This is a genomic window from Streptomyces sp. NEAU-YJ-81, from assembly GCF_017592595.1.
In the GTDB taxonomy this organism is placed as follows: Bacteria; Actinomycetota; Actinomycetes; order Streptomycetales; family Streptomycetaceae; genus Streptomyces; species Streptomyces hygroscopicus_B.
Map to the genome: position 1 here is coordinate 1 of NZ_JAGFNO010000022.1, position 21,700 is coordinate 21,700.

Below are 21,700 nucleotides of genomic sequence, written 5' to 3' on the forward strand. Positions count from 1 at the left end.
CGACATCCGCGCCTGGCTCACAGACTGGAACGAGCAACCCCGCCCGTTCGTGTGGACCAAGACCGCCGACGACATCCTCGACAAAGTCGCCGCATACTGCCAGAGAATCTCTGACTCAGGTCACTAGGGCCCTTCTGGCGGATCTCCGCGGCGTCGCGACGCCCGGCACGCCCTCTCGCCGCACCGGACACCGCTCCTTCGCCCACGGAGATCCGCCAGAGGGCCCAGCGACTCCGGGGTCGGCCCGGGAGGGGCGTACGGCGCCGTACACGGCCGATCCGAGCGGCCCCGGCGTGCGCGCTCCACCCCGGACTCCCGGGGCGGCAGGCGGTAGCGTGGCGGGCCGTGAGCACCTTGATCTGGATCGCCGTCGTGCTGGTCGTCATCGCCGTCTATCTGAGCTGGACCGCGGGACGCCTCGACCGGCTGCACAGCCGTCTGGACGCGGCGCGGGCCGCACTGGACGCGCAACTGCTGCGGCGAGCCTCCGTCGCGCAGGAGCTGGCCACCGCCGGAGTGCTCGACCCGGCCGCGTCGATCGTGCTGTACCAGGCCGCGCACGCCGCCCGGCAGTCCGAGGAGGAGCACCGGGAGGTCGCCGAGAGCGAGCTGAGCCAGGCGCTGCGGGCCGTCTTCCAGGACAGCGCGCAGGCCGAGGCGGTACGGCAGGCGCCGGGTGGCGAGGACGCGCTGGGGGAGCTCACGGAGACGGTAAGGCGGGTGCCGATGGCCCGGCGGTTCCACAACGACGCGGTGCGCGCGGCGCGGGCGCTGCGCCGCCATCGCACGGTGCGCTGGTTCCGGCTGGCGGGTCACGCCCCGTTTCCGCTCGCCTTCGAGATGGACGACGAGCCCCCGGCGGCCCTCGGGCGGGTGCCGGGCGCCGAGGAGGCCGAGCGCTGAAGAAAGCCCCGCGCTGAAGGAAGCCCTACGACGCGACGGCAGAAGAGCCCGCCCCCTGCCACCCTCCGCGCACTGAGGATTCACCGGCTGTTTCGAGCCACCGGCCTTCGATTGGCCCTTGCCGTGCCCCGCCCCGAGCCGCTTTTGTCATTCGTGTAGCACACACGCTCGTGACCTGGACCAGATGGCCGGGTCATGTTCCGGCATCGAACGGCCCTACGATGGGGTCATCGCACTTTTCATTATCGAGTGAGGTCAAACCGTGTCCATCACGCCCGCCAGCACGCCCAACTCCGACGCCCCCGCGACCGGCACCGCCCGCGTCAAGCGCGGTATGGCCGAGCAGCTCAAGGGTGGCGTGATCATGGACGTCGTCACCCCCGAGCAGGCCAAGGTCGCCGAGGACGCCGGTGCCGTCGCGGTCATGGCACTCGAGCGGGTGCCGGCCGACATCCGTAAGGACGGCGGCGTGGCCCGGATGTCCGACCCGGACATGATCGAGGGCATCATCAGCGCCGTCTCCATCCCGGTCATGGCCAAGTCGCGGATCGGCCACTTCGTCGAGGCGCAGGTGCTGCAGTCGCTCGGCGTCGACTACATCGACGAGTCCGAGGTCCTCACCCCGGCCGACGAGGTCAACCACAGCGACAAGTGGTCCTTCACCACCCCCTTCGTCTGCGGAGCCACCAACCTGGGCGAGGCGCTGCGCCGGATCGCCGAGGGTGCGGCCATGATCCGTTCCAAGGGCGAGGCCGGCACCGGCAACGTCGTCGAGGCGGTCCGCCACCTGCGCCAGATCAAGGGCGAGATCGCCCGCCTGCGCGGCCTGGACAACCACGAGCTCTACGCGGCCGCCAAGGAGATCCGCGCCCCGTACGAGCTGGTCGCCGAGATCGCGCAGACCGGCAAGCTGCCGGTCGTGCTGTTCTCCGCCGGCGGCGTCGCCACCCCGGCCGACGCCGCGCTGATGCGCCAGCTCGGCGCCGAGGGCGTCTTCGTGGGCTCCGGCATCTTCAAGTCGGGCGACCCGGCCAAGCGCGCCGCCGCGATCGTGAAGGCCACCACCTTCTACGACGACCCCAAGGTCATCGCGGACGCGTCCCGGGACCTCGGCGAGGCCATGGTCGGCATCAACTGCGACACCCTCCCCGAGTCCGAGCGCTACGCCAGCCGCGGCTGGTAAGCGCCGCCCGCACGGCACCACATGGCACCACGCGCCCGGCGTCCCGGCCCGGCGCGTGGTGCTCCTGACGTTCGAGAGGTCTTCGCTTCCGTGACTACGTCGTCCACTGCTTCCCTGCCGACCGCGTCCACGCCCGACGCGCCTGTGATCGGTGTGCTCGCCCTCCAGGGCGATGTCCGCGAGCATTTCGCCGCGCTCACCGCGGCCGGGGCCACGGCCCGGCAGATCCGTCGTCCCGAGGAGCTCGCCGAGGTCGCGGCCCTGGTGATCCCGGGGGGCGAGTCGACCACCATGTCCAAGCTGGCGGTCATCTTCGGGCTGCTGGAGCCGCTGCGCGAGCGGGTCCGGGCCGGAATGCCGGTGTACGGTACCTGCGCGGGCATGATCATGCTCGCGGACAAGATCCTCGACGGCCGGGACGACCAGGAGACCATCGGCGGCATCGACATGATCGTGCGCCGCAACGCCTTCGGCCGTCAGAACGAGTCCTTCGAGGCCCGGGTCGACATCGAGGGCATCGAGGGCGGCCCGGTTGAGGGGGTCTTCATCCGCGCGCCGTGGGTCGAGTCCGTGGGCGGCGGTGCCGAGGTGCTCGCGACGTTCGACGGGCACACCGTCGCCGTCCGGCAGGGCAATGTCCTGGCGACCTCGTTCCACCCCGAACTGACGGGTGACCACCGGGTGCACAAGCTTTTCGTCGATCTGGTCCGCGCCGCGGGCTGAGCCGATCCCGGTAGGATCTCAGGCGTTCGTACAGCAATGGGTTACGCGAAGGAGACAGGCGGATGTCCGGCCACTCTAAATGGGCTACGACGAAGCACAAGAAGGCCGTGATCGATGCCAAGCGCGGCAAGCTCTTCGCGAAGCTGATCAAGAACATCGAGGTCGCGGCCCGGATGGGCGGTTCCGACCCGGAGGGCAACCCGACGCTCTTCGACGCCATCCAGAAGGCGAAGAAGTCGTCGGTTCCGAACAAGAACATCGACAGCGCGGTCAAGCGTGGTGCCGGTCTCGAGGCCGGTGGCGCCGAGTACGAGACGATCATGTACGAGGGCTACGGCCCCAACGGCGTGGCCGTGCTCATCGAGTGCCTGACCGACAACCGCAACCGCGCGGCCTCCGATGTCCGCGTCGCGATGACGCGCAACGGCGGCTCGATGGCCGACCCGGGCTCCGTGTCGTATCTGTTCAACCGTAAGGGCGTCGTCATCGTCCCCAAGGGCGAGCTCGCCGAGGACGACGTGCTGGGCGCGGTCCTGGACGCGGGCGCCGAGGAGGTCAACGACCTCGGTGAGTCCTTCGAGGTGATCAGCGAGGCCACCGACCTGGTCGCGGTCCGTACCGCCCTGCAGGGGGCGGGTATCGACTACGACTCGGCCGACGCCAACTTCGTGCCCACGATGCAGGTCGAGCTCGAGGAAGACGCCGCGCGCAAGATCTTCAAGCTGATCGACGCTCTCGAGGACAGCGACGACGTGCAGAACGTCTTCGCCAACTTCGATGTCTCCGACGAGGTCATGGCCAAGGTGGACGCCTGACGGCGGATCGGCACGGCGGTCAACGCCTTCGGTCAACGCCGACGGGCCGGCGGGGCATCACCCCACCGGCCCGTCGGCGTTGTCCGCGCCGGTGTTGTCGGCGGCAGCCGCTAGCCTGCTGGAACAGGTGACCGAAGCAGCGGTGAGGGGAGGGGCGCGGTGCGGGTGCTGGGCGTGGACCCGGGGCTGACCCGGTGCGGCGTCGGCGTGGTCGAGGGGGTCGCGGGCCGCCCGCTGCGGATGCTCGGCGTGGGCGTCATCCGGACCGGGGCGGATCTCGCGATCGGCGACCGGCTCGTCCTCATCGAGCGAGGCATAGAGGAGTGGCTGGACGCCCACCGGCCCGAATTCGTCGCCGTGGAGCGGGTGTTCAGCCAGCACAATGTGCGCACCGTCATGGGCACCGCCCAGGCCAGCGCCGTCGCGATGCTGTGCGCGGCGCGCCGCGGGCTCCCGGTCGCGCTGCACACCCCCAGCGAGGTCAAGGCGGCCGTGACCGGATCCGGGCGCGCCGACAAGGCACAGGTCGGCTCGATGGTGACCCGGCTGCTGCGGCTGGACGCACCGCCCAAACCGGCCGACGCGGCGGACGCCCTGGCGCTCGCCATCTGCCATATCTGGCGGGCCCCCGCGACCAACCGCCTCCAGCAGGCCGTCGCCGCCCACCGCACCACGAATAGCGCCCGTACCACGAGCACCGCCGGCACCACGAGTACCGCCCGCCCCACGAGCACCACGAAAGGCCGTATCTCATGATCGCGTTCGTCTCCGGTCCGGTGGCGGCCGTCGCCCCGGACACCGCCGTGATCGAGGTCGGCGGGATCGGGATGGCGCTCCAGTGCGCCCCCGCTACCCTGGCCGGGCTGCGCGTCGGCCAGCAGGCCCGGCTGGCCACCTCCCTCGTCGTCCGTGAGGACTCGCTGACCCTCTACGGCTTCGCCGACGACGACGAACGCCAGGTCTTCGAGCTGCTCCAGACCGCCAGCGGGGTCGGCCCCCGGCTGGCCCAGGCCATGCTGGCGGTGCACTCCCCGGACGCGCTGCGGCTCGCGGTGTCCACCGGGGACGAGAAGGCGCTCACCGCCGTCCCCGGCATCGGCAAGAAGGGGGCGCAGCGGCTGCTGCTGGAGCTCAAGGATCGGCTCGGCGAGCCGCTCGGCTCCGCCGTCCCCAGCGCCCGCTCCGCGGCGGCCCCCGGCTGGAGCGACCAGCTGCACACCGCACTGGTCGGCCTCGGCTACGCCACCCGGGAGGCCGACGAGGCGGTGGCCGCCGTCACCCCGCAGGCCGAGGAGGCGGTGGCCGCGGGCGGCAAGCCCCAGGTGGCTCAGCTGCTGCGGGCCGCCCTGCAGACCCTGAACCGCACACGGTGAGCCACCGCGGCCGCGGGCCGCGACCGGCGGCACCACTCCAGACGACATCGCGAGGCGAAACGCAGTGAACTGGGACGAGACCCCATCGGCCACCGCCGACGACGCCCCGCTCGGCCCGGGCGGCAGGCTGGTGGGCGCCGACGCCGACGGCGACGACCAGGCGGTGGAGGCCGCGCTGCGCCCGAAGGACCTCGGCGAGTTCGTCGGGCAGGAGCGGGTGCGCGAGCAGCTGGACCTGGTGCTCAAGGCGGCCCGGCAGCGCGGCGGCACCGCCGATCACGTGCTGCTCTCCGGCGCGCCCGGGCTGGGCAAGACCACCCTCTCCATGATCATCGCCGCCGAGATGGCCGCCCCGATCCGGATCACCTCCGGCCCCGCCATCCAGCACGCCGGCGATCTGGCCGCGATCCTCTCCTCCCTCGCCGAGGGCGAGGTGCTCTTCCTGGACGAGATCCACCGGATGTCCCGGCCCGCCGAGGAAATGCTCTATATGGCGATGGAGGACTTCCGCGTCGACGTCATTGTCGGCAAGGGGCCCGGGGCCACCGCCATCCCGCTGGAGCTGCCGCCGTTCACGCTGGTCGGCGCCACCACCCGGGCCGGGCTGCTGCCACCCCCGCTGCGCGACCGCTTCGGCTTCACCGGCCATATGGAGTTCTACGCCCCGGCCGAGCTGGAGCGGGTCATCCACCGCTCCGCCGGGCTGCTCGACGTGACCATCGGGGCCGAGGGCGCCTCCGAGATCGCGGGCCGCTCCCGCGGCACCCCCCGGATCGCCAACCGTCTGCTGCGCCGGGTGCGCGACTACGCCCAGGTCAAGGCCGACGGCGTGATCACGCGCGAGATCGCCGCCAGCGCCCTCGCCGTGTACGACGTGGACGAGCGCGGTCTGGACCGGCTGGACCGGGCGGTGCTCAGCGCCCTGCTCAAGCTGTTCGGCGGCGGCCCGGTGGGTCTGTCGACCCTGGCGGTCGCCGTGGGGGAGGAGCGTGAGACGGTCGAGGAGGTCGCCGAGCCCTTCCTGGTCCGGGAGGGGCTGCTGGCCCGTACGCCCCGGGGGCGGATCGGCACCCCGGCTGCCTGGGCCCATCTGGGGCTGACCCCGCCGCCGCAGACCGCCGGCGGCGGCCAGGCGGGGCTCTTCGACGGATGAGGGGCCACGCCGAGGCATAAGCGCTCGCTTACCCGGCATCATGGCGTAGAGGACCAATAATGGCGGGGTCAGGAACCCCGGTACCGCGCCGGGCGTTGTTCCATTGGCGTGGGCTCGCTTAGACTCCGCCGATGCCGTCCGTATGCCGTCCGCTCACCGTGCGGTATACCCACCCCCGTAGACCAGGCCGCTCCCCGCGGTCGTGTGAAGGAATTTCCGTCCCGTGAATATCGTGACTCTCCTGCCGTTCATCGTGCTCATCGGGGCCATGTTCCTGATGACGCGTTCGGCCAAGAACAAGCAGCGCCAGGCCCAGCAGATGCGTAGTGACATGCACCCGGGCACGGGCGTGCGGACCATTGGCGGCATGTACGCGACGGTCAAGGAGGTCCACGACGACACGGTCCTCCTCGAGGTGGCCCCCGGCGTGCACGCGATCTACGCGAAGAACGCGGTGGGAGCCGTCCTGGCGGACGCCGAGTACAACCGCATCGTGCACGGCATCGACCCCGACGAGGACGCCGACGCCGCCGACACCCCTGTCGTTCCCGACGACGCCTCCTCGCTGACCGAGGCCGCCGACGCCGGTGATGGCGACTCCTCCGCCGACAAGGCCGACGCGGCCGACGAGACGGACGAGAAGGCCGGGAAGACGGACGTCAAGAAGATCGATCTCGGCAAGGACGACGCCGCGGCGGCGAGCACTTCCGAGGACGAGAAGCGGGACGGCGGCACCGACGCGAAGTAAGTCCGTCACCCGGGAAACCGCGGCGCGCCCCCGCTTGGTGCGCCGCGGTTCCCTGAACGGTCTAGGCTCCGGCGGGGGCTCGTCCCCACAAGACTTCGTGGCCGCTCCGCGCACACCCGATGCGGGGCGGTTGGACAGGGAGATACGAGAAGGTGGCAGCACCGAAGAAGGGCCGCAGGTCCTCCGGGTCACAGGGCAGGCCCGGGCGCGCCTTGGCCGTCATCCTGATCGCCATCGTGGCGCTGACCGGAGGCATGTTCGTCTCCGGTCACACCACGCCGCGACTGGGTATCGATCTCGCGGGCGGTACCAGCTTCACGCTGGAGGCCAAGAACCAACCGGGCAGGCCCAACGCGATCAACACGGACAATATGAACACCGCCGTGGGCATCATCGAGCGGCGGGTCAACGGTCTGGGTGTGTCCGAGGCCGAAGTCCAGACGCAGGGCGAGAAGCACATCATCGTGAACATCCCCAAGGGGACGAACGCGAAGCAGGCCCGGCAGCAGGTCGGCACCACCGCCCAGCTCTACTTCCGGCCGGTGACCACGACCACCAGCGGCCAGAAGACGCCCGACCCCAGCTCCACCCCCAGCCCGTCCGCCAGCGCCAGCGGCAAGGGCGATGACAAGGGCGACGACAAGGGCGGCAAGCCGTCCGGCACGCCGTCGGCTTCCTCGTCTTCCTCGGCCAGCCCCAGCACCCAGGGGCGGGCCCTCTCCGAGGGACTGAAGGCCGACAAGAAGCCCAGCGAGACCCCCTCGCCGTCGAACACCCCGAAGCCCGACCCGTCCAAGAGCCCGTCCGGTTCCGCCAGCCAGCAGGAGCTGGCCAAGCAGTTCGCGAACCTGGACTGCACCAAGCCGGCCGCACGCGCCGCGGCGGCCGAGAAGGCGGCCAACGCCAAGCCGAGCGAACCGGTGCTGGCCTGCAGCGAGAAGGGCGACGCCAAGTTCGTCCTCGGCCCCTCCGAGGTCGAGGGCACCGACGTGGACGACGCCTCAGCGGTCTTCGAGAGCCAGAACGGAGCGGGCTGGATCGTCCAGCTCGACTTCAACAGCAAGGGCTCCAAGAAGTTCGCCAAGACCACCGGCGAACTCACCACCAAGCAGTCCCCGCAGAACCGCTTCGCGATCGTCCTGGACGGCGAGGTCGTCTCCGACCCCGAGGTCACCCAGGGCGCCATCACCGGCGGCCGGGCCACCATCTCCGGCGGCTTCACCCAGCAGAGCTCCGAGGACCTGGCCAACGTGCTGTCCTACGGTGCGCTCCCGCTGTCCTTCGACATCGCCGACGAGACCACCGTCTCCGCCGCGCTCGGTGGTGAGCAGCTGAACGCCGGTCTGGTCGCCGGTGCCATCGGCCTCGCGCTCGTCGTGATCTACCTGGTCGTCTACTACCGAGGTCTCGCCCTCGTGGCCATGGCCAGCCTCGGCGTCTCCGCGATCCTGACGTACACGATCATGGTGCTGCTCGGCCCGGGCATCGGCTTCGCGCTGAACCTGCCGGCGGTCTGCGGTGCGATCGTGGCCATCGGTATCACCGCCGACTCGTTCATCGTCTACTTCGAACGGATCCGCGACGAGATCCGGGAGGGCCGCTCGCTGCGCCCCGCCGTCGAGCGCGGCTGGCCGCGGGCCCGGCGCACCATCCTGGTGTCGGACTTCGTGTCGTTCCTGGCCGCCGCGGTGCTCTACATCGTCACCGTCGGCAAGGTGCAGGGCTTCGCCTTCACCCTGGGGCTCACCACGCTGCTCGACGTCGCCGTGGTGTTCCTCTTCACCAAGCCGCTGATGACGATCCTCGCCCGCCGCCCGTTCTTCGGGAACGGCCATTCGTGGTCCGGACTGGACCCCAAGCGCCTCGGGGTCACGCCGCCGCTGCGCCGTCGCCGTCCCGCCGCCCCCGGCCCCGCCGACACGAAGGAGGCGTGAGATGTCGCGACTCGGCACTCTCGGCGCCAGGCTCTACCGAGGCGAGGTCGGCTACGACTTCGTCGGCAAGCGGAAGCTCTGGTACGGCATCTCGATACTGATCACCATCACGGCCATCGTGGGCCTGGCGGTGCGCGGCCTGAACATGGGCATCGAGTTCTCCGGCGGCGCGGTCTTCACCACCCCGAACACCAAGGTCTCGGCCTCCGACCTGCGTCAGACGGCGGAGGACGCGTCCGGCGGCCACACCGTCGTCGTCCAGGAGCTCGGCCGGGGCGGCCTGCGGATCCAGATCAGCGAGCTGGGCACCAAGGAGGCCCTGCCGGTCCAGGAGAACCTCGCCAAGGAGCTGGGCGTCCAGACCAGCAAGATCGACACTCAGCTGGTCGGCCCGAGCTGGGGCGAGCAGATCGCCAGCAAGGCCTGGCAGGGTCTGGCGATCTTCATGGTGCTGGTGGTGATCTATCTCGCCATCGCCTTCGAATGGCGGATGGCGCTGGCCGCCCTGATCGCCCTGATCCACGACCTCACCATCACCGTCGGTGTCTACGCACTGGTCGGCTTCGAGGTCACCCCGGGCACCGTGATCGGTCTGCTGACGATCCTCGGTTATTCGCTCTACGACACCGTCGTGGTCTTCGACGGTCTCAAGGAAGCGTCGAAGGACCTCACCAAGCAGACCCGCTTCACCTACAGCGAAATCGCCAACCGCAGCCTCAACTCGACCCTGGTGCGGTCCATCAACACCACGATCGTCGCGCTGCTGCCGGTCGGCGCGCTGCTGTTCATCGGTGGCGGTCTGCTCGGCGCGGGCATGCTCAACGACATCTCCCTGGCGCTCTTCGTCGGCCTCGCCGCCGGTGCGTACTCCTCGATCTTCATCGCGACCCCGCTGGTCGCCGATCTGAAGGAGCGCGACCCGAGGATGAAGGCGCTCGCCAAGCGGGTCAAGGCCAAGCGTGCCGCGTCCGCCAAGGCCGAGGCCGCCGACTCGTCGTCCGACGAGGAGGACGCCCCCGACCTGGAGGATGCCGCCGCGGCCCCCGCCGGGGTCGTCGGCCAGCGCCGCCAGCCCGCCGCCCGTAACCGGGGGCGCGGCCGGCCGTCGGGCAAGCGGCGATGAGCGGGGGAGCCCGACGATGACCGAGACGACGAAGACGACGGCTGATAGTCCCGACGGCAGGCCCGACGGATCCGGCGCGGCCGCCGCCGAGGAGCTGCGCACACTGCTCCTCAGCCGGATCCAGGACGTGCCGGACTACCCCAAGCCGGGCGTGATGTTCAAGGACATCACCCCGCTGCTCGCCGACGCCACCGCCTTCGGCGCGCTCACCGAAGCGCTCGCCGAGCTGTGCGTCCGGCACCGGGCGGACAAGGTGGTGGGCCTGGAGGCGCGCGGCTTCATCCTCGCCGCCCCGGCCGCCGTCCGCGCCGGAATCGGCTTCGTACCGGTCCGCAAGGCCGGCAAGCTCCCCGGGGCGACGCTCGGCCAGGCCTACGAGCTGGAGTACGGCACCGCCGAGATCGAGATCCACGCCGACGCGCTGGAGCCCGGCGACCGGGTCCTGGTGATCGACGACGTACTGGCCACCGGCGGCACCGCCGAGGCGTCCCTGCGGCTCATCCGGCGGGCCGGCGCCCAGATCGCCGGGGTCGCCGTGCTGCTGGAGCTCGGCTTCCTCGACGGCCGCGGCCGTCTGCTGGCCGCGCTGGACAGCGCCCCGCTGGAGGCCCTGATCACGGTCTGAGCCGGATCACGGGCCCGCACACCGGGCCGAGAAGACCGCCGGAGGGCGGGGACCGCGCACCGCCGGTCCCCGCCCTCCGCCATGCCGTCACATGCCCCCGTCATGCCCGGCTTGGCGGTCGGCAGGCAAGCGGAGTGGCGGGATCGATACCATGGCAGCCTGACCTTTCGAGGTCCGGACCGCTTGAGGAGTGCTCTTGCCAGACGAGGCCCAGCCGCTCTCGCCCAACGTCCGTCCGGGCGGAACCCCCTCCGCACAGCCGGACGCGCCCACCGCCGCCGAGCCGACGGCGGCCTCCGGCGTGCCCAAGAACAGCGGCGACAGCCCGGTCCGGCGCGGCCCAGAGCAGACGAGCCCGAAGCCCGCCACGGGCCGCTCCAGCAACCTGCCCGCCACCACGCCCCCCGCGCGCCCCGTACAGAGCCCCGCGCCCCGCTCCGGCTCCTCCAACCGCGTCCGGGCCCGCCTGGCGCGCCTCGGGGTCCAGCGCTCCAGCCCGTACAACCCGGTGCTGGAGCCGCTGCTGCGGATCGTGCGCGCCAACGACCCCAAGGCGGAAGCCTCGACGCTGCGCCAGATCGAGCGCGCGTACCAGGTGGCCGAGCGCTGGCACCGCGGCCAGAAGCGCAAGAGCGGCGATCCGTACATCACCCACCCCCTCGCGGTGACCACGATCCTGGCCGAGCTGGGTATGGATCCGGCCACTTTGATGGCCGGGCTGCTGCATGACACCGTCGAGGACACCGAGTACGGCCTGGACACCCTGCGCCGGGACTTCGGCGACCAGGTCGCCCTGCTCGTCGACGGCGTCACCAAGCTGGACAAGGTCAAGTTCGGCGAGGCGGCCCAGGCCGAGACCGTGCGCAAGATGGTCGTCGCCATGGCCCGGGACCCCCGGGTACTGGTCATCAAGCTGGCCGACCGGCTGCACAACATGCGCACCATGCGCTACCTCAAGCGGGAGAAGCAGGAGAAGAAGGCCCGCGAGACCCTCGAGATCTACGCCCCGCTCGCCCACCGCCTGGGCATGAACACCATCAAATGGGAGCTGGAGGACCTCGCCTTCGCGATCCTCTACCCCAAGATGTACGACGAGATCGTGCGGCTGGTCGCCGAGCGGGCCCCCAAGCGCGACGAGTACCTGGCCGTCGTCACCGACCAGGTCCAGGGCGATCTGCGGGCGGCGCGGATCAAGGCGACCGTCACCGGCCGACCGAAGCACTACTACTCCGTCTACCAGAAGATGATCGTGCGCGGCCGCGACTTCGCCGAGATCTACGACCTGGTGGGCATCCGGGTGCTCGTCGACACCGTCCGCGACTGCTACGCGGCGCTCGGGACCATCCACGCGCGGTGGAACCCGGTGCCCGGGCGGTTCAAGGACTACATCGCGATGCCCAAGTTCAACATGTACCAGTCGCTGCACACGACGGTCATCGGGCCCAGCGGCAAGCCGGTCGAGCTGCAGATCCGCACCTTCGACATGCACCGCCGCGCCGAGTACGGCATCGCCGCGCACTGGAAGTACAAGCAGGAGGCGGTGGCCGGTGCCTCCAAGGTGCGCACCGATGTGCCCCGTAAGGCGGGCAAGGACGACGCCGTCAACGACATGGCGTGGCTGCGGCAGCTCCTGGACTGGCAGAAGGAGACCGAGGACCCGGGCGAGTTCCTGGAGTCCCTGCGCTTCGACCTGTCCCGCAACGAGGTCTTCGTCTTCACGCCCAAGGGCGATGTCATAGCGCTTCCGGCCGGGGCCACCCCGGTCGACTTCGCGTACGCCGTGCACACCGAGGTCGGCCACCGCACCATCGGGGCGCGGGTCAACGGGCGGCTGGTGCCGCTGGAGTCGACCCTCGACAACGGCGATCTGGTGGAGGTCTTCACCTCCAAGGCGGCGGGCGCCGGGCCGTCCCGCGACTGGCTGGGCTTCGTCAAGTCGCCCCGCGCCCGTAACAAGATCCGCGCCTGGTTCTCCAAGGAGCGCCGCGACGAGGCCATCGAACAGGGCAAGGACGCGATCGTCCGGGCGATGCGCAAGCAGAACCTGCCCATCCAGCGGATCCTGACCGGGGACTCGCTGGTCACCCTCGCCCATGAGATGCGCTACCCCGACATCTCCGCGCTCTACGCCGCCATCGGCGAGGGCCATGTCTCCGCGCAGAGCGTGGTGCAAAAGCTCGTCCAGGCGCTCGGCGGCGAGGAGGCGGCCAACGAGGACATCGCCGAGACCGCCCCGCCCATCCGCCGCACCAAGCGCCGCTCCAGCGCCGATCCGGGCGTCGTGGTCAAGGGCGTCGAGGATGTGTGGGTCAAGCTGGCCCGCTGCTGTACGCCGGTCCCCGGCGACCCCATCATCGGCTTCGTCACCCGCGGCAGCGGCGTCTCCGTGCACCGCGCCGACTGTGTCAACGTGGACTCGCTCTCCCAGCAGCCCGAGCGCATCCTCGACGTCGAATGGGCACCCACCCAGTCGTCGGTCTTCCTGGTCGCCATCCAGGTCGAGGCGCTGGACCGGTCCCGGCTGCTGTCGGACGTCACCCGTGTGCTGTCCGACCAGCACGTCAACATCCTCTCGGCGGCCGTGCAGACCTCCCGCGACCGGGTGGCCACCTCGCGCTTCACCTTCGAGATGGGCGACCCCAAGCATCTGGGCCACGTCCTGAAGGCCGTACGGGGCGTCGAGGGCGTCTACGACGTCTACCGGGTCACCTCGGCCCGCGCCCGCTGAGAAAACGCGCCCGCTGAGCACACGCGCCCGCTGAGCACACGACGGCGGCGGCCCCCGGCGCTTTCGCACCGGGGGCCGCCGTCGTCGTATCGGCCGGATCAGCGGACCGACATCAGCCGCCGAACTCCTGCAGACCCTTCAGCGCCTGGTCCAGCAGCGCCTGCCGGCCCTCGAGCTCCTTGGAGAGCTTGTCGGCCTTCGCGTTGTTCCCCGCCGCGCGGGCCGCGTCGATCTGCCTGCGCAGCTTGTCGACGGCGTCCTGCAACTGGCCGGTGAGTCCCTGGGCGCGCGCCCGCGCCTCGGGGTTGGTCCGCCGCCACTCCGCCTCCTCGGCTTCCTGGATGGCGCGCTCCACCGCGTGGATCCGGCCCTCGATCCGGGCCCGGGCGTCCCTCGGCACATGGCCGACGGCCTCCCACCGCTCGTTGACCGACCGGAAGGCCGCGCGGGCCGCCTTCAGATCCGAGATCGGCAGCAGCTTCTCGGCCTCGACGACGAGCTCCTCCTTACGGGTGAGATTCTCCCGCTGCTCGGCGTCGCGCTCCGCGAAGACCTCACTGCGCCCCTGGAAGAAGATGTCCTGCGCACCGCGGAAGCGGTTCCACAGGTCCTCCTCGGCCTCGCGCTGCGCACGGCCCGCGGCCTTCCAGTCCGCCATCAGCTCCCGGTACCGGGCCGCGGTCGGACCCCAGTCGGTGGAGCCGGAGAGCGCCTCGGCCTCGGCGACCAGCTTCTCCTTGGTCTGACGGGCCTCCTCGCGCTGTGCGTCCAGGGCCGCGAAATGCGCCTTGCGGCGCTTGGAGAACGCCGAGCGGGCATGCGAGAAGCGATGCCACAGCTCGTCGTCCGTCTTGCGGTCCAGGCGCGGCAGGCCCTTCCAGGTGTCCACCAGGGCGCGCAGCCGCTCCCCGGCCGCCCGCCACTGCTCGCTGGCGGCCAGCTGCTCGGCCTCGGCGACCAGGTCCTCCTTGGCCCTGCGGGCCTCGTCGGCCTGGACCGCCTTGGCCGCCTTGCGCTGCTCGCGGCGGGCCTCGACGTCCCCGGCGAGCTTGTCGAGCCGCTTCCTCAGCGCGTCCAGATCGCCGACCACGTGATGCTCGTCGAGCTGGTGCCGGATGTGGTCGATGGCCGCCGTCGCGTCCTTGGCCGACAGATCGGTGGTCTTGACCCGGCGCTCGAGGAGACCGATCTCGACGACCAGACCGTCGTACTTGCGCTCGAAGTAGGCGAGGGCCTCTTCCGGCGATCCCGCCTGCCACGATCCGACGACCTGCTCACCGTCGGCCGTACGCACGTATACGGTCCCCGCCTCGTCGACGCGGCCCCAAGGCTCGCTGCTCACAGCGCCTCCTCCACATGATGCCGGGGCGGGCGCGCGGCCCGCCGGCATCGTCCACAGTTTCTTCCGGCCGGGATGCGCCCTGGCCGGTCTCACGGCAGGGTGGCGGCCTCCGGGGCAGGCACCCTACACAACGCCAACATAGGCGACCGGTGCCCCGGCTGTCCGTATCCTGCGCGACCGAAATTTCGCAGTACGCGCGTCGGCGACCTCAGGACTTGCCGACCGTCGCCTTGTTGATCACGACGCTGGCGTTGGGGGCGGTGTTCATCGTCTGGTCCGGGGCTCCCGCCCCGGCGTCGGCGATCTTCTTCAGGACCTTCATCCCGGCCTTGTCCACGGTGCCGAAGGGCGTGTAGTAGGGCGGGAGCTCGCTCTCCTTGTAGACCAGGAAGAACTGGCTGCCGCCGGTGTTCTTGCCCTGCTTGGTCTGCGGGTTGTACTGGTTGGCCATGGCGACGGTCCCGGCCGGGTACTTGCCGCTCTTGATCGAGGGGTCCTTCAGGTTCTCGTCCGGGAGGGTGTAGCCCGGGCCGCCCGCGCCGGTGCCCTGCGGATCACCGCACTGCAGCACGTAGATCCCCGAGTTCACCAGTCGGTGGCACTTGGTGTGGTCGAAGTAGCCCTCGCCCGCCAGGAAGCTGAAGGAGTTGACCGTGTGCGGCGCCTTGCCGGCGTCCATGGCCACGGAGATGTCCCCGCAGGTCGTCTCCAGCTTCATCGTGTAGGAGGCCGACTTGTCGACCGTGAGCGCCGGCTCCTTCTTCCACGACAGCTTCTTCGGCTTCTTGCCCGCGACCGCCTTCGCCTCCTTGGCACAGGGGTCCGGCGCCTTGCTGGTGGGGGCGGCCGAGGGGGTGCCGGACGCGGCGGCGTCGTCCTTCGTCTTGTCCTTGTCGCTTCCGGACAGCGCGCCCGTGGCCGCGATGGCACCGCCACCGGCCAGGACCACGGCCAGTACGGCGGCGATCACGACATTGCGCTGGCGCGTCTTGTGCCGGGCGGATTCGCGCCGCTGCTGCTGGCGAAGGTACTTCTCCCGGGCGAGTTGCCGCCGCCGCTGCTCGTTACTGACCACCGGGTCGTCTCCTCAAGGCGTGTGCCGTCAGTGTCCTGCTGTTGTGCGTGAGGGCTCGGCCGTACCGTATACGGGTTCGCTGTGGTGGGGGCGCCGCCGGTAGGCTCTGAAGCCGCCGACAATCTTCCACCGGACGACTTTTAAGGACGATCGTGCTCATTGCCGGGTTCCCCGCCGGGGCCTGGGGGACCAATTGCTATCTGGTCGCCCCCGCCGCCGGTGAGGAGTGCGTGATCATCGACCCGGGCCATCAGGCGGCCCAAGGCGTCGCGGAGGCGGTCGCCAAGCACCGGCTCAAGCCCGTCGCCGTCGTCCTCACCCACGGCCATATCGACCATGTCGCCTCGGTCGTCCCGGTCTGCGGCGCGCATGACGTACCGGCCTGGATCCACCCGTCCGACCGCTACATGATGAGCGACCCCGAGAAGGCCCTCGGGCGCTCCATCGGCATGCCGCTGATGGGCGAACTCACCGTGGGCGAGCCGGACGACGTCAAGGAGCTGGCCGACGGCGCCGAGCTGAAGCTGGCCGGTCTCGAGCTCACCGTCGCGCACACCCCGGGCCATACCAAGGGGTCGGTGACCTTCCGGATGCCCGAGCAGGCGGACGTCCCGTCCGTCTTCTTCGCGGGCGATCTGCTTTTCGCCGGCTCCATCGGACGCACCGATCTGCCCGGCGGCGATCACGCCGAGATACTCGAGTCGCTGGCCCGTGTGGTCCTGCCGCTCGACGACTCGACCGTGGTGCTGTCCGGCCATGGCCCCCAGACCAGCATCGGCCGTGAGCGCGCCACCAACCCGTATCTGCGCGAGGTGGCCGCCGGCCTGGGAGACGGCGCGCAGCGCCCGGCTCCGCGACGAGGAATGTGACGAGAGACTTCCGTTGAGCACCTTCAAAGCCCCCCGGGGCACGTATGACCTGATCCCGCCGGCCTCCGCGGCGTACCTGGCCGTGCGCGAGGCGATCGCCGCACCGCTCAAGCGCTCCGGCTACGGCTATATCGAGACCCCCGGTTTCGAGAACGTGGAGCTCTTCGCGCGCGGCGTCGGCGAGTCCACCGACATCGTGACCAAGGAGATGTACACCCTCACCACCAAGGGCGGCGACGAGCTCGCGCTGCGCCCCGAGGGCACCGCCTCGGTGCTGCGCGCCGCCCTGGAGGCCAATCTGCACAAGGCCGGATCGCTGCCGGTCAAGCTCTGGTACTCGGGCTCGTACTACCGCTACGAGCGGCCGCAGAAGGGCCGCTACCGCCACTTCTCGCAGGTCGGCGCGGAGGCGATCGGCGCCGAGGACCCGGCCCTGGACGCCGAGCTGATCATCCTGGCCCACGACGCGTACCGCTCGCTGGGGCTGCGCGACTTCCGCATCCTGCTGAACTCGCTGGGCGACGCCACCTGCCGCCCCGTCTACCGGGCCGCCCTCCAGGACTTCCTGCGCGGCCTCGACCTGGACGAGGACACCCGGGCGCGCGTCGAGATCAACCCGCTGCGGGTGCTGGACGACAAGCGTGAGGCGGTGCGCGAGCAACTGACCGGCGCCCCGCTGCTGCGCGACTACCTGTGCGAGGCGTGCAAGGCGTACCACGCGGAGGTCCGCGAGCTGATCACCGCGCGGGGCGTGGCCTTCGAGGACGACGCGAAGCTGGTGCGCGGCCTCGACTACTACACCCGCACGACCTTCGAGTTCGTCCACGACGGGCTGGGCTCGCAGTCCGCGGTCGGCGGCGGCGGCCGCTACGACGGGCTGTCCGAGATGATCGGCGGCCCGGCGCTGCCCTCGGTGGGCTGGGCGCTCGGCGTCGACCGTACGGTGCTGGCGCTGGAGGCCGAAGGCATCGAGCTGAACCTCCCCGATGCCGTCAGCGTCTTCGCGGTGCCGCTGGGGGAGGAGGCCAGGAAGGTCCTCTTCGGCGTGGTCGGCGAACTCCGCACGGCGGGTGTCGCCACGGACTTCGCCTACGGCGGCAAGGGCCTGAAGGCCGCGATGAAGGCGGCCAACCGCAGCGGTGCGCGCTACGCGATCGTGGCGGGCGAGCGCGACCTCGCCGAGGACGTGGTCCAGCTGAAGGACATGGAGTCCGGCGAGCAGGCGCCGGTGCCCCTGGCCGAGGTGGTCGAGGCGATCCACTCGCGCCTCGCCTGAGCGACGCTCGAAGGGGGCCCGGGGATTCCCCGGGCCCCCTTCGCTGCCCCCTACAGCAGGCCCAGCCGCATCGCGCTGGTGACCGCCGCGGTGCGGTCGTCCACGCCCAACTTGCCGAAGGCCCGGAGCAGATGGGTCTTCACCGTCGATTCGCCGATGAACAGACGTCGTCCGATCTCCGCGTTGGTGCACCCCTCTGCGACCAGCCGCAGCACGGCCGTCTCCCGCTCGGAGAGGCGGGGGCGCTGGGGCCGGTCGCGCAACTGGTCCATGAGGCGGGCGGCGACGGACGGGGCCAGGACCGTCTCGCCGCGAGCGGCGGAGCGTACGGCCTCGGCCAGTTCGGCGCGGGCCATGTCCTTGAGCAGATAGCCCGCCGCGCCCGCCTCCACCGCGCGCAGGATGTCCCCGTCCGTCTCGTACGTGGTCAGCACGATCACGCGGGACGGCAGCCCGGCGGCGGTCATCCGCGCGATCGACTCCACCCCGCCACCGTCCGGCATCCGCAGGTCCATCAGCACCACATCGGGCCGCAGCGAGGCGCACAGCGCCTCCGCCCGCGGCCCGCTGTCCGCCTCGCCGACGACCGTCAGATCGGGTTCGGCGCCGAGCATGCCGCGCAGCCCCTCCCGCACCACCGGGTGGTCGTCCGCGATCAGGATCCGGATCACCGTGCGCTCCTCGTTCATGCCGTCGGCGTTCATGGCGTCGGCCGGGTGGGATGGGGGGACGGGGCGGTCGGCTGGACGGGCAGTTCGAACGCGACCGTCGTGCCCTCGCCCGGGGCGGCGGCCACCTCCGCCGTGCCGCCCACCTCGCCTGCCCGTGCGCGCAGCCCGGCCAGGCCGTAGCCCTCGCGCGGGGAGCGCGGGTCGAAGCCACGGCCGGTGTCCCGGACCCGAAGCCGCAGCGCGTCCTCGCCGTAGCCGAGCGCGATGGTGACGGCGGCGCCCGGCCCCGCGTGCCGACGGGCGTTGGACAGCGCCTCCTGGCAGCCGCGCAGCGCCACCACCTCCACGGCGGCGGGCAGCGGCCGGACCGCCCCCGAGACCTCGACGCGGGCGGAGGAGCCGGTCTGCTCCCCGTGCCGCACGGCCAGCCGCCGCAGCGCGTCCGGAAGTGAACTGCCGTCCAGGTCGGCCGGGCCCGCCCCGGCGACCAGGGCGCGGGCCTCCGCGAGGTTCTCCCGGGCCGTACGGGCCATGAGGCCCAAGTGGCGGCGGGCCAGCGGCATATCGTGGTCCAGCTCCGACTCCACGGCCTGAACGAGCATCAGCAGACTGGCGAAGCCCTGGGCGAGGGTGTCGTGGATCTCCCGGGTCAGCCGCTCCCGCTCCGCGAGGGCGCCGTGCGCGGCCGACAGCCGGGCCACCTCCTCGCGGCTGGCGTCCAGTTCGGCGATCAGCCGGGCGCGCTCGGCGCTCTGCTGGAGCACCATGATGATCCAGCTTCCGATGATCAGCGAGAAGGCCCATGAGACGGCCGCGGAGAGGGAGTTGAAGAACAGATTCCCGGAACCCGGCCGCTCCACAAGCGCCCAGACCACCACCGGGACGACGTTGATCACGGTGACGGCGATCAGCGCCCTGCGCATCCGCAGCAGCATGAAGCACTGGGGCGTCAGCGCGAAGATGGCGATCCGGGTCTCCCCGACCAGCGCCGCGGGCACCACGAACAGCAGGAACAGCCCCACCAGATAGACCAGCGCGCGGGACTGGTCCTCGCCTTCCGTCAGCAGCACCGGCCGGCCCACCAGCACGTACCACGGCGCGGTCGCGGCGAAGAAGGCCGCCGCGACCGCGCGCGGTCCGGTCCCGGGGTCCGATCCGCTCAGAACGAACAGGAAGGTGGCCGCGAACACGATCGCGAAATAGACGTCCCAGCGGCGGTAGGTGTGGTTGTACACGTCCGGATCGCGAGGGCCGGCCGGTTCGCTCAGCCGTCCCGGTGGCTCTTCCAACGGAAGGTCAGCAGACACAGCACCAATCCTCCGACGCACCACGCGCCCAGCACCAGGGCGATCCGCCCGTACTCCCAGGAGCCCGCCTGCTCCAGCACGGCCGCCGACTCCGGCAGGAACACTCCGCGGAAGCCCTGGCACATCCACTTCAGCGGAAAGATGGCGGCCACGTTCAGCATCCAGTCCGGCAGCGTGTCGATCGAGATGAAGACGCCGGAGATGAACTGCAGCACCAGGAACGGCAGGACCACCACCGAAGTGGCGCTCTTACCGGAGCGCGGAACACTGCTGATCGCGATGCCCAGCAGCGCACAGCCGGTCAGCCCGAGGGCGAAGACCCAGGCGAAGGTGAACCACGTGGCCGCGCCCGTGGGCAGATCGAGGTCGAAGAGCGCGGCGCCGACGGCCAGCAGCAGCACCGTCTCGGCGATCCCGGAGACCAGGACCAGCCACAGCTTGCCGAGGAAGTACGCGGCCAGGGGCATCGGCGTACCGCGCAGTCGCCGCAGCACCTTCTCGTCCCGTTCGAGCGCGATGGAGACGCCCAGCGACTGGAAGCTGGTCGACATCACCCCCGACGCGATCATCGCCGCGGCGTAGAGCTGAGAGGCGGTCACGCCCGCGCCCCGCACATCGTTCCGGAAGATCGAGGCGAACAGGGCCAGGAAGACGACGGGGAAGGCGAAGGTGAAGACCACCTGTTCGCGCTGGCGGAAGAACTGCCTGAGCTCGAGGGCGCCCCGGTGCAGCCCGAGGGTCCAGGCGCCGGGCAGCCGCGCGGGGGCGGCCGCGGCGGTGCGCCGGGCACCGGAGGAGGTGGTGCTCGTGGTGGTCATCGCGTGCCCTCCCCGGGCCGCTCGTCGAGTTGTCCGGTGAGCCGCAGATAGACGTCCTCCAGGGTCGGCCGGGAGATCCGCAGCCCCGCAATCTCCCCGTCGAAGCGGCGCATCAGCTCCGCGACGGTACGGGTCGGGGTCTCCGTCTCCTCCTGGCGCGCCCCGTCGCCGGGCTCGATCCAGTGGACCGTCGCCCGGCTGCCGTGCCGCTCGCGCAGTTCGGCGGGTGCGCCCTCGGCGACGACCTTGCCCGCGGCGATGACCGCGAGCCGGTCGGACAGCGCCTCCGCCTCGTCGAGATAGTGCGTGGTGAGCACGATCGTGGTGCCCTCGTCCGCCAACCGCCTGATCAGCTCCCAGAACCGCCGCCGCGCCGCCGGGTCGAAGCCCGTCGTCGGCTCGTCCAGCAGCAACAGCTCCGGATCACCGATCACCCCGAGGGCCACGTCCAGCCGGCGCCGCTGGCCGCCCGACAGCGCCTTGATCCGGCTGCCCGTCTTGGCCTCCAGGCCGACCAGGCCGATGACCTCGTCGGGGTCGCGCGGGCGCGGGTAGTAGCGGGCGAAATGCCGCACGGTCTCCCGCACCGTCAACTCGGCCGGGGCGGATTCATCCTGCCAAACGATGCCGATCCGGGAACGCCATTCCCGTCCCCCGGAGGCGGGATCCCGGCCGAGCACCGTGACCTCCCCCGCGTCCCGGCTCCGATGGCCCTGGAGGATCTCCACCGTGGTGCTCTTGCCCGCCCCGTTGGGCCCCAGGACGCCGAACACCTCACCCTGCCGGATGCCCAGGTCAACGCCGTCCAACGCGGTCACCGCGCCATAGCGCTTGCGCAGCCCGCGCACCCGTATCGCTTCGTCTGCCATAGCCATGAGCGTGAGGGTGCCGCGCTCGTCCCGGGGACGACCGGGAAGCCCGTCTTATGTCCTCCGAACGGGGGACAGGGCACCATGGCATGGCCTGGATGAGCGGGCCGTACGGCGGGGGTGGGTGCGGCACAATGGCCGTGCCCGACGGGGCTGAACACGGTG

At 71.0% G+C, this 21,700-nt stretch carries 20 protein-coding genes and 1 pseudogene; 15 read left to right on the top strand and 6 right to left on the bottom strand.

Going from position 1 to position 21,700, the window contains the following annotated elements; genetic code table 11:
* The 13 genes and pseudogenes from J5X86_RS51145 to J5X86_RS34140 all read left to right on the top strand — a co-directional run.
* Positions 1–127, top strand: a pseudogene (locus tag J5X86_RS51145) (IS630 family transposase); the annotation flags it as partial.
* Between the two features lie 218 nt (positions 128–345).
* The gene (locus J5X86_RS34085) at positions 346–903 is read left to right on the top strand and encodes a hypothetical protein (RefSeq protein WP_208520564.1); all 558 of its coding nucleotides are present in this window, start codon (positions 346–348) and stop codon (positions 901–903) included.
* 262 nt (positions 904–1,165) lie between these two features.
* Complete coding sequence (gene pdxS / locus J5X86_RS34090; protein WP_208520565.1) at positions 1,166–2,086, top strand: pyridoxal 5'-phosphate synthase lyase subunit PdxS; 921 nt, start codon at positions 1,166–1,168, stop codon at positions 2,084–2,086.
* Between the two features lie 90 nt (positions 2,087–2,176).
* Positions 2,177–2,809 carry a pyridoxal 5'-phosphate synthase glutaminase subunit PdxT gene (pdxT, locus tag J5X86_RS34095; RefSeq protein WP_308124806.1) on the top strand — a complete coding sequence of 211 codons (633 nt, stop codon included), beginning with the start codon at positions 2,177–2,179 and terminating at the stop codon, positions 2,807–2,809.
* A gap of 62 nt (positions 2,810–2,871) precedes the next feature.
* Complete coding sequence (locus J5X86_RS34100) at positions 2,872–3,624, top strand: YebC/PmpR family DNA-binding transcriptional regulator (RefSeq protein WP_208520566.1); 753 nt, start codon at positions 2,872–2,874, stop codon at positions 3,622–3,624.
* A gap of 159 nt (positions 3,625–3,783) precedes the next feature.
* On the top strand, positions 3,784–4,380 hold the full coding sequence (ruvC, locus tag J5X86_RS34105; protein WP_208520567.1) for a crossover junction endodeoxyribonuclease RuvC: 597 nt from the start codon (positions 3,784–3,786) through the stop codon (positions 4,378–4,380).
* Positions 4,377–4,997 (top strand): Holliday junction branch migration protein RuvA, encoded by a 621-nt coding sequence (ruvA, locus tag J5X86_RS34110; RefSeq protein ID WP_208520568.1) that lies wholly within the window; start codon positions 4,377–4,379, stop codon positions 4,995–4,997. Before ruvC ends, ruvA begins: the two co-directional genes overlap by 4 nt.
* A gap of 64 nt (positions 4,998–5,061) precedes the next feature.
* Positions 5,062–6,150, top strand: a complete 1,089-nt coding sequence (ruvB, locus tag J5X86_RS34115) for a Holliday junction branch migration DNA helicase RuvB (protein ID WP_208520569.1) — start codon at positions 5,062–5,064, stop codon at positions 6,148–6,150.
* A 223-nt stretch (positions 6,151–6,373) separates the two neighbouring features.
* Positions 6,374–6,898 (top strand): preprotein translocase subunit YajC, encoded by a 525-nt coding sequence (gene yajC / locus J5X86_RS34120; RefSeq protein WP_208520570.1) that lies wholly within the window; start codon positions 6,374–6,376, stop codon positions 6,896–6,898.
* A 152-nt stretch (positions 6,899–7,050) separates the two neighbouring features.
* Entirely contained in the window at positions 7,051–8,832 is a 1,782-nt protein-coding gene (secD, locus tag J5X86_RS34125; RefSeq protein ID WP_208520571.1) for a protein translocase subunit SecD, read from the top strand.
* A 1-nt stretch (position 8,833) separates the two neighbouring features.
* Entirely contained in the window at positions 8,834–9,955 is a 1,122-nt protein-coding gene (secF, locus tag J5X86_RS34130) for a protein translocase subunit SecF (protein ID WP_208520572.1), read from the top strand.
* A gap of 16 nt (positions 9,956–9,971) precedes the next feature.
* The gene (locus tag J5X86_RS34135; RefSeq protein ID WP_243982173.1) at positions 9,972–10,580 is read left to right on the top strand and encodes an adenine phosphoribosyltransferase; all 609 of its coding nucleotides are present in this window, start codon (positions 9,972–9,974) and stop codon (positions 10,578–10,580) included.
* 196 nt (positions 10,581–10,776) lie between these two features.
* Complete coding sequence (locus tag J5X86_RS34140; RefSeq protein ID WP_078639873.1) at positions 10,777–13,308, top strand: bifunctional (p)ppGpp synthetase/guanosine-3',5'-bis(diphosphate) 3'-pyrophosphohydrolase; 2,532 nt, start codon at positions 10,777–10,779, stop codon at positions 13,306–13,308.
* 112 nt (positions 13,309–13,420) lie between these two features.
* Here the strand turns inward: J5X86_RS34140 and J5X86_RS34145 are convergent, their stop codons facing one another.
* Positions 13,421–14,650 carry a DUF349 domain-containing protein gene (locus J5X86_RS34145; RefSeq protein ID WP_078639872.1) on the bottom strand — a complete coding sequence of 410 codons (1,230 nt, stop codon included), beginning with the start codon at positions 14,648–14,650 and terminating at the stop codon, positions 13,421–13,423.
* A gap of 208 nt (positions 14,651–14,858) precedes the next feature.
* The gene (locus J5X86_RS34150; protein WP_208520573.1) at positions 14,859–15,725 is read right to left on the bottom strand and encodes a peptidylprolyl isomerase; all 867 of its coding nucleotides are present in this window, start codon (positions 15,723–15,725) and stop codon (positions 14,859–14,861) included.
* Positions 15,726–15,877: 152 nt separating this feature from the next.
* Between J5X86_RS34150 and J5X86_RS34155 the strand changes: the two genes are divergently transcribed.
* Entirely contained in the window at positions 15,878–16,594 is a 717-nt protein-coding gene (locus tag J5X86_RS34155) for an MBL fold metallo-hydrolase (protein WP_208520574.1), read from the top strand.
* Positions 16,595–16,607: 13 nt separating this feature from the next.
* A complete protein-coding gene (hisS, locus tag J5X86_RS34160; protein WP_208520575.1) occupies positions 16,608–17,870 on the top strand; it encodes a histidine--tRNA ligase in 1,263 nt (420 codons plus the stop codon).
* A 50-nt stretch (positions 17,871–17,920) separates the two neighbouring features.
* Here hisS and J5X86_RS34165 read toward each other — a convergent pair whose 3' ends face one another.
* The 4 genes from J5X86_RS34165 to J5X86_RS34180 are packed head-to-tail and all read right to left on the bottom strand — an operon-like array spanning position 17,921 to position 21,541.
* Positions 17,921–18,541, bottom strand: a complete 621-nt coding sequence (locus J5X86_RS34165; protein WP_208520705.1) for a response regulator transcription factor — start codon at positions 18,539–18,541, stop codon at positions 17,921–17,923.
* 29 nt (positions 18,542–18,570) lie between these two features.
* Positions 18,571–19,848, bottom strand: a complete 1,278-nt coding sequence (locus tag J5X86_RS34170) for a sensor histidine kinase (RefSeq protein ID WP_208520576.1) — start codon at positions 19,846–19,848, stop codon at positions 18,571–18,573.
* On the bottom strand, positions 19,806–20,666 hold the full coding sequence (locus tag J5X86_RS34175; RefSeq protein ID WP_208520577.1) for an ABC transporter permease: 861 nt from the start codon (positions 20,664–20,666) through the stop codon (positions 19,806–19,808). Before J5X86_RS34175 ends, J5X86_RS34170 begins: the two co-directional genes overlap by 43 nt.
* Positions 20,663–21,541, bottom strand: a complete 879-nt coding sequence (locus tag J5X86_RS34180; RefSeq protein ID WP_243982175.1) for an ABC transporter ATP-binding protein — start codon at positions 21,539–21,541, stop codon at positions 20,663–20,665. The genes J5X86_RS34175 and J5X86_RS34180 overlap by 4 nt, the downstream gene beginning before the upstream one ends.
* Positions 21,542–21,700 lie beyond the last annotated feature (159 nt).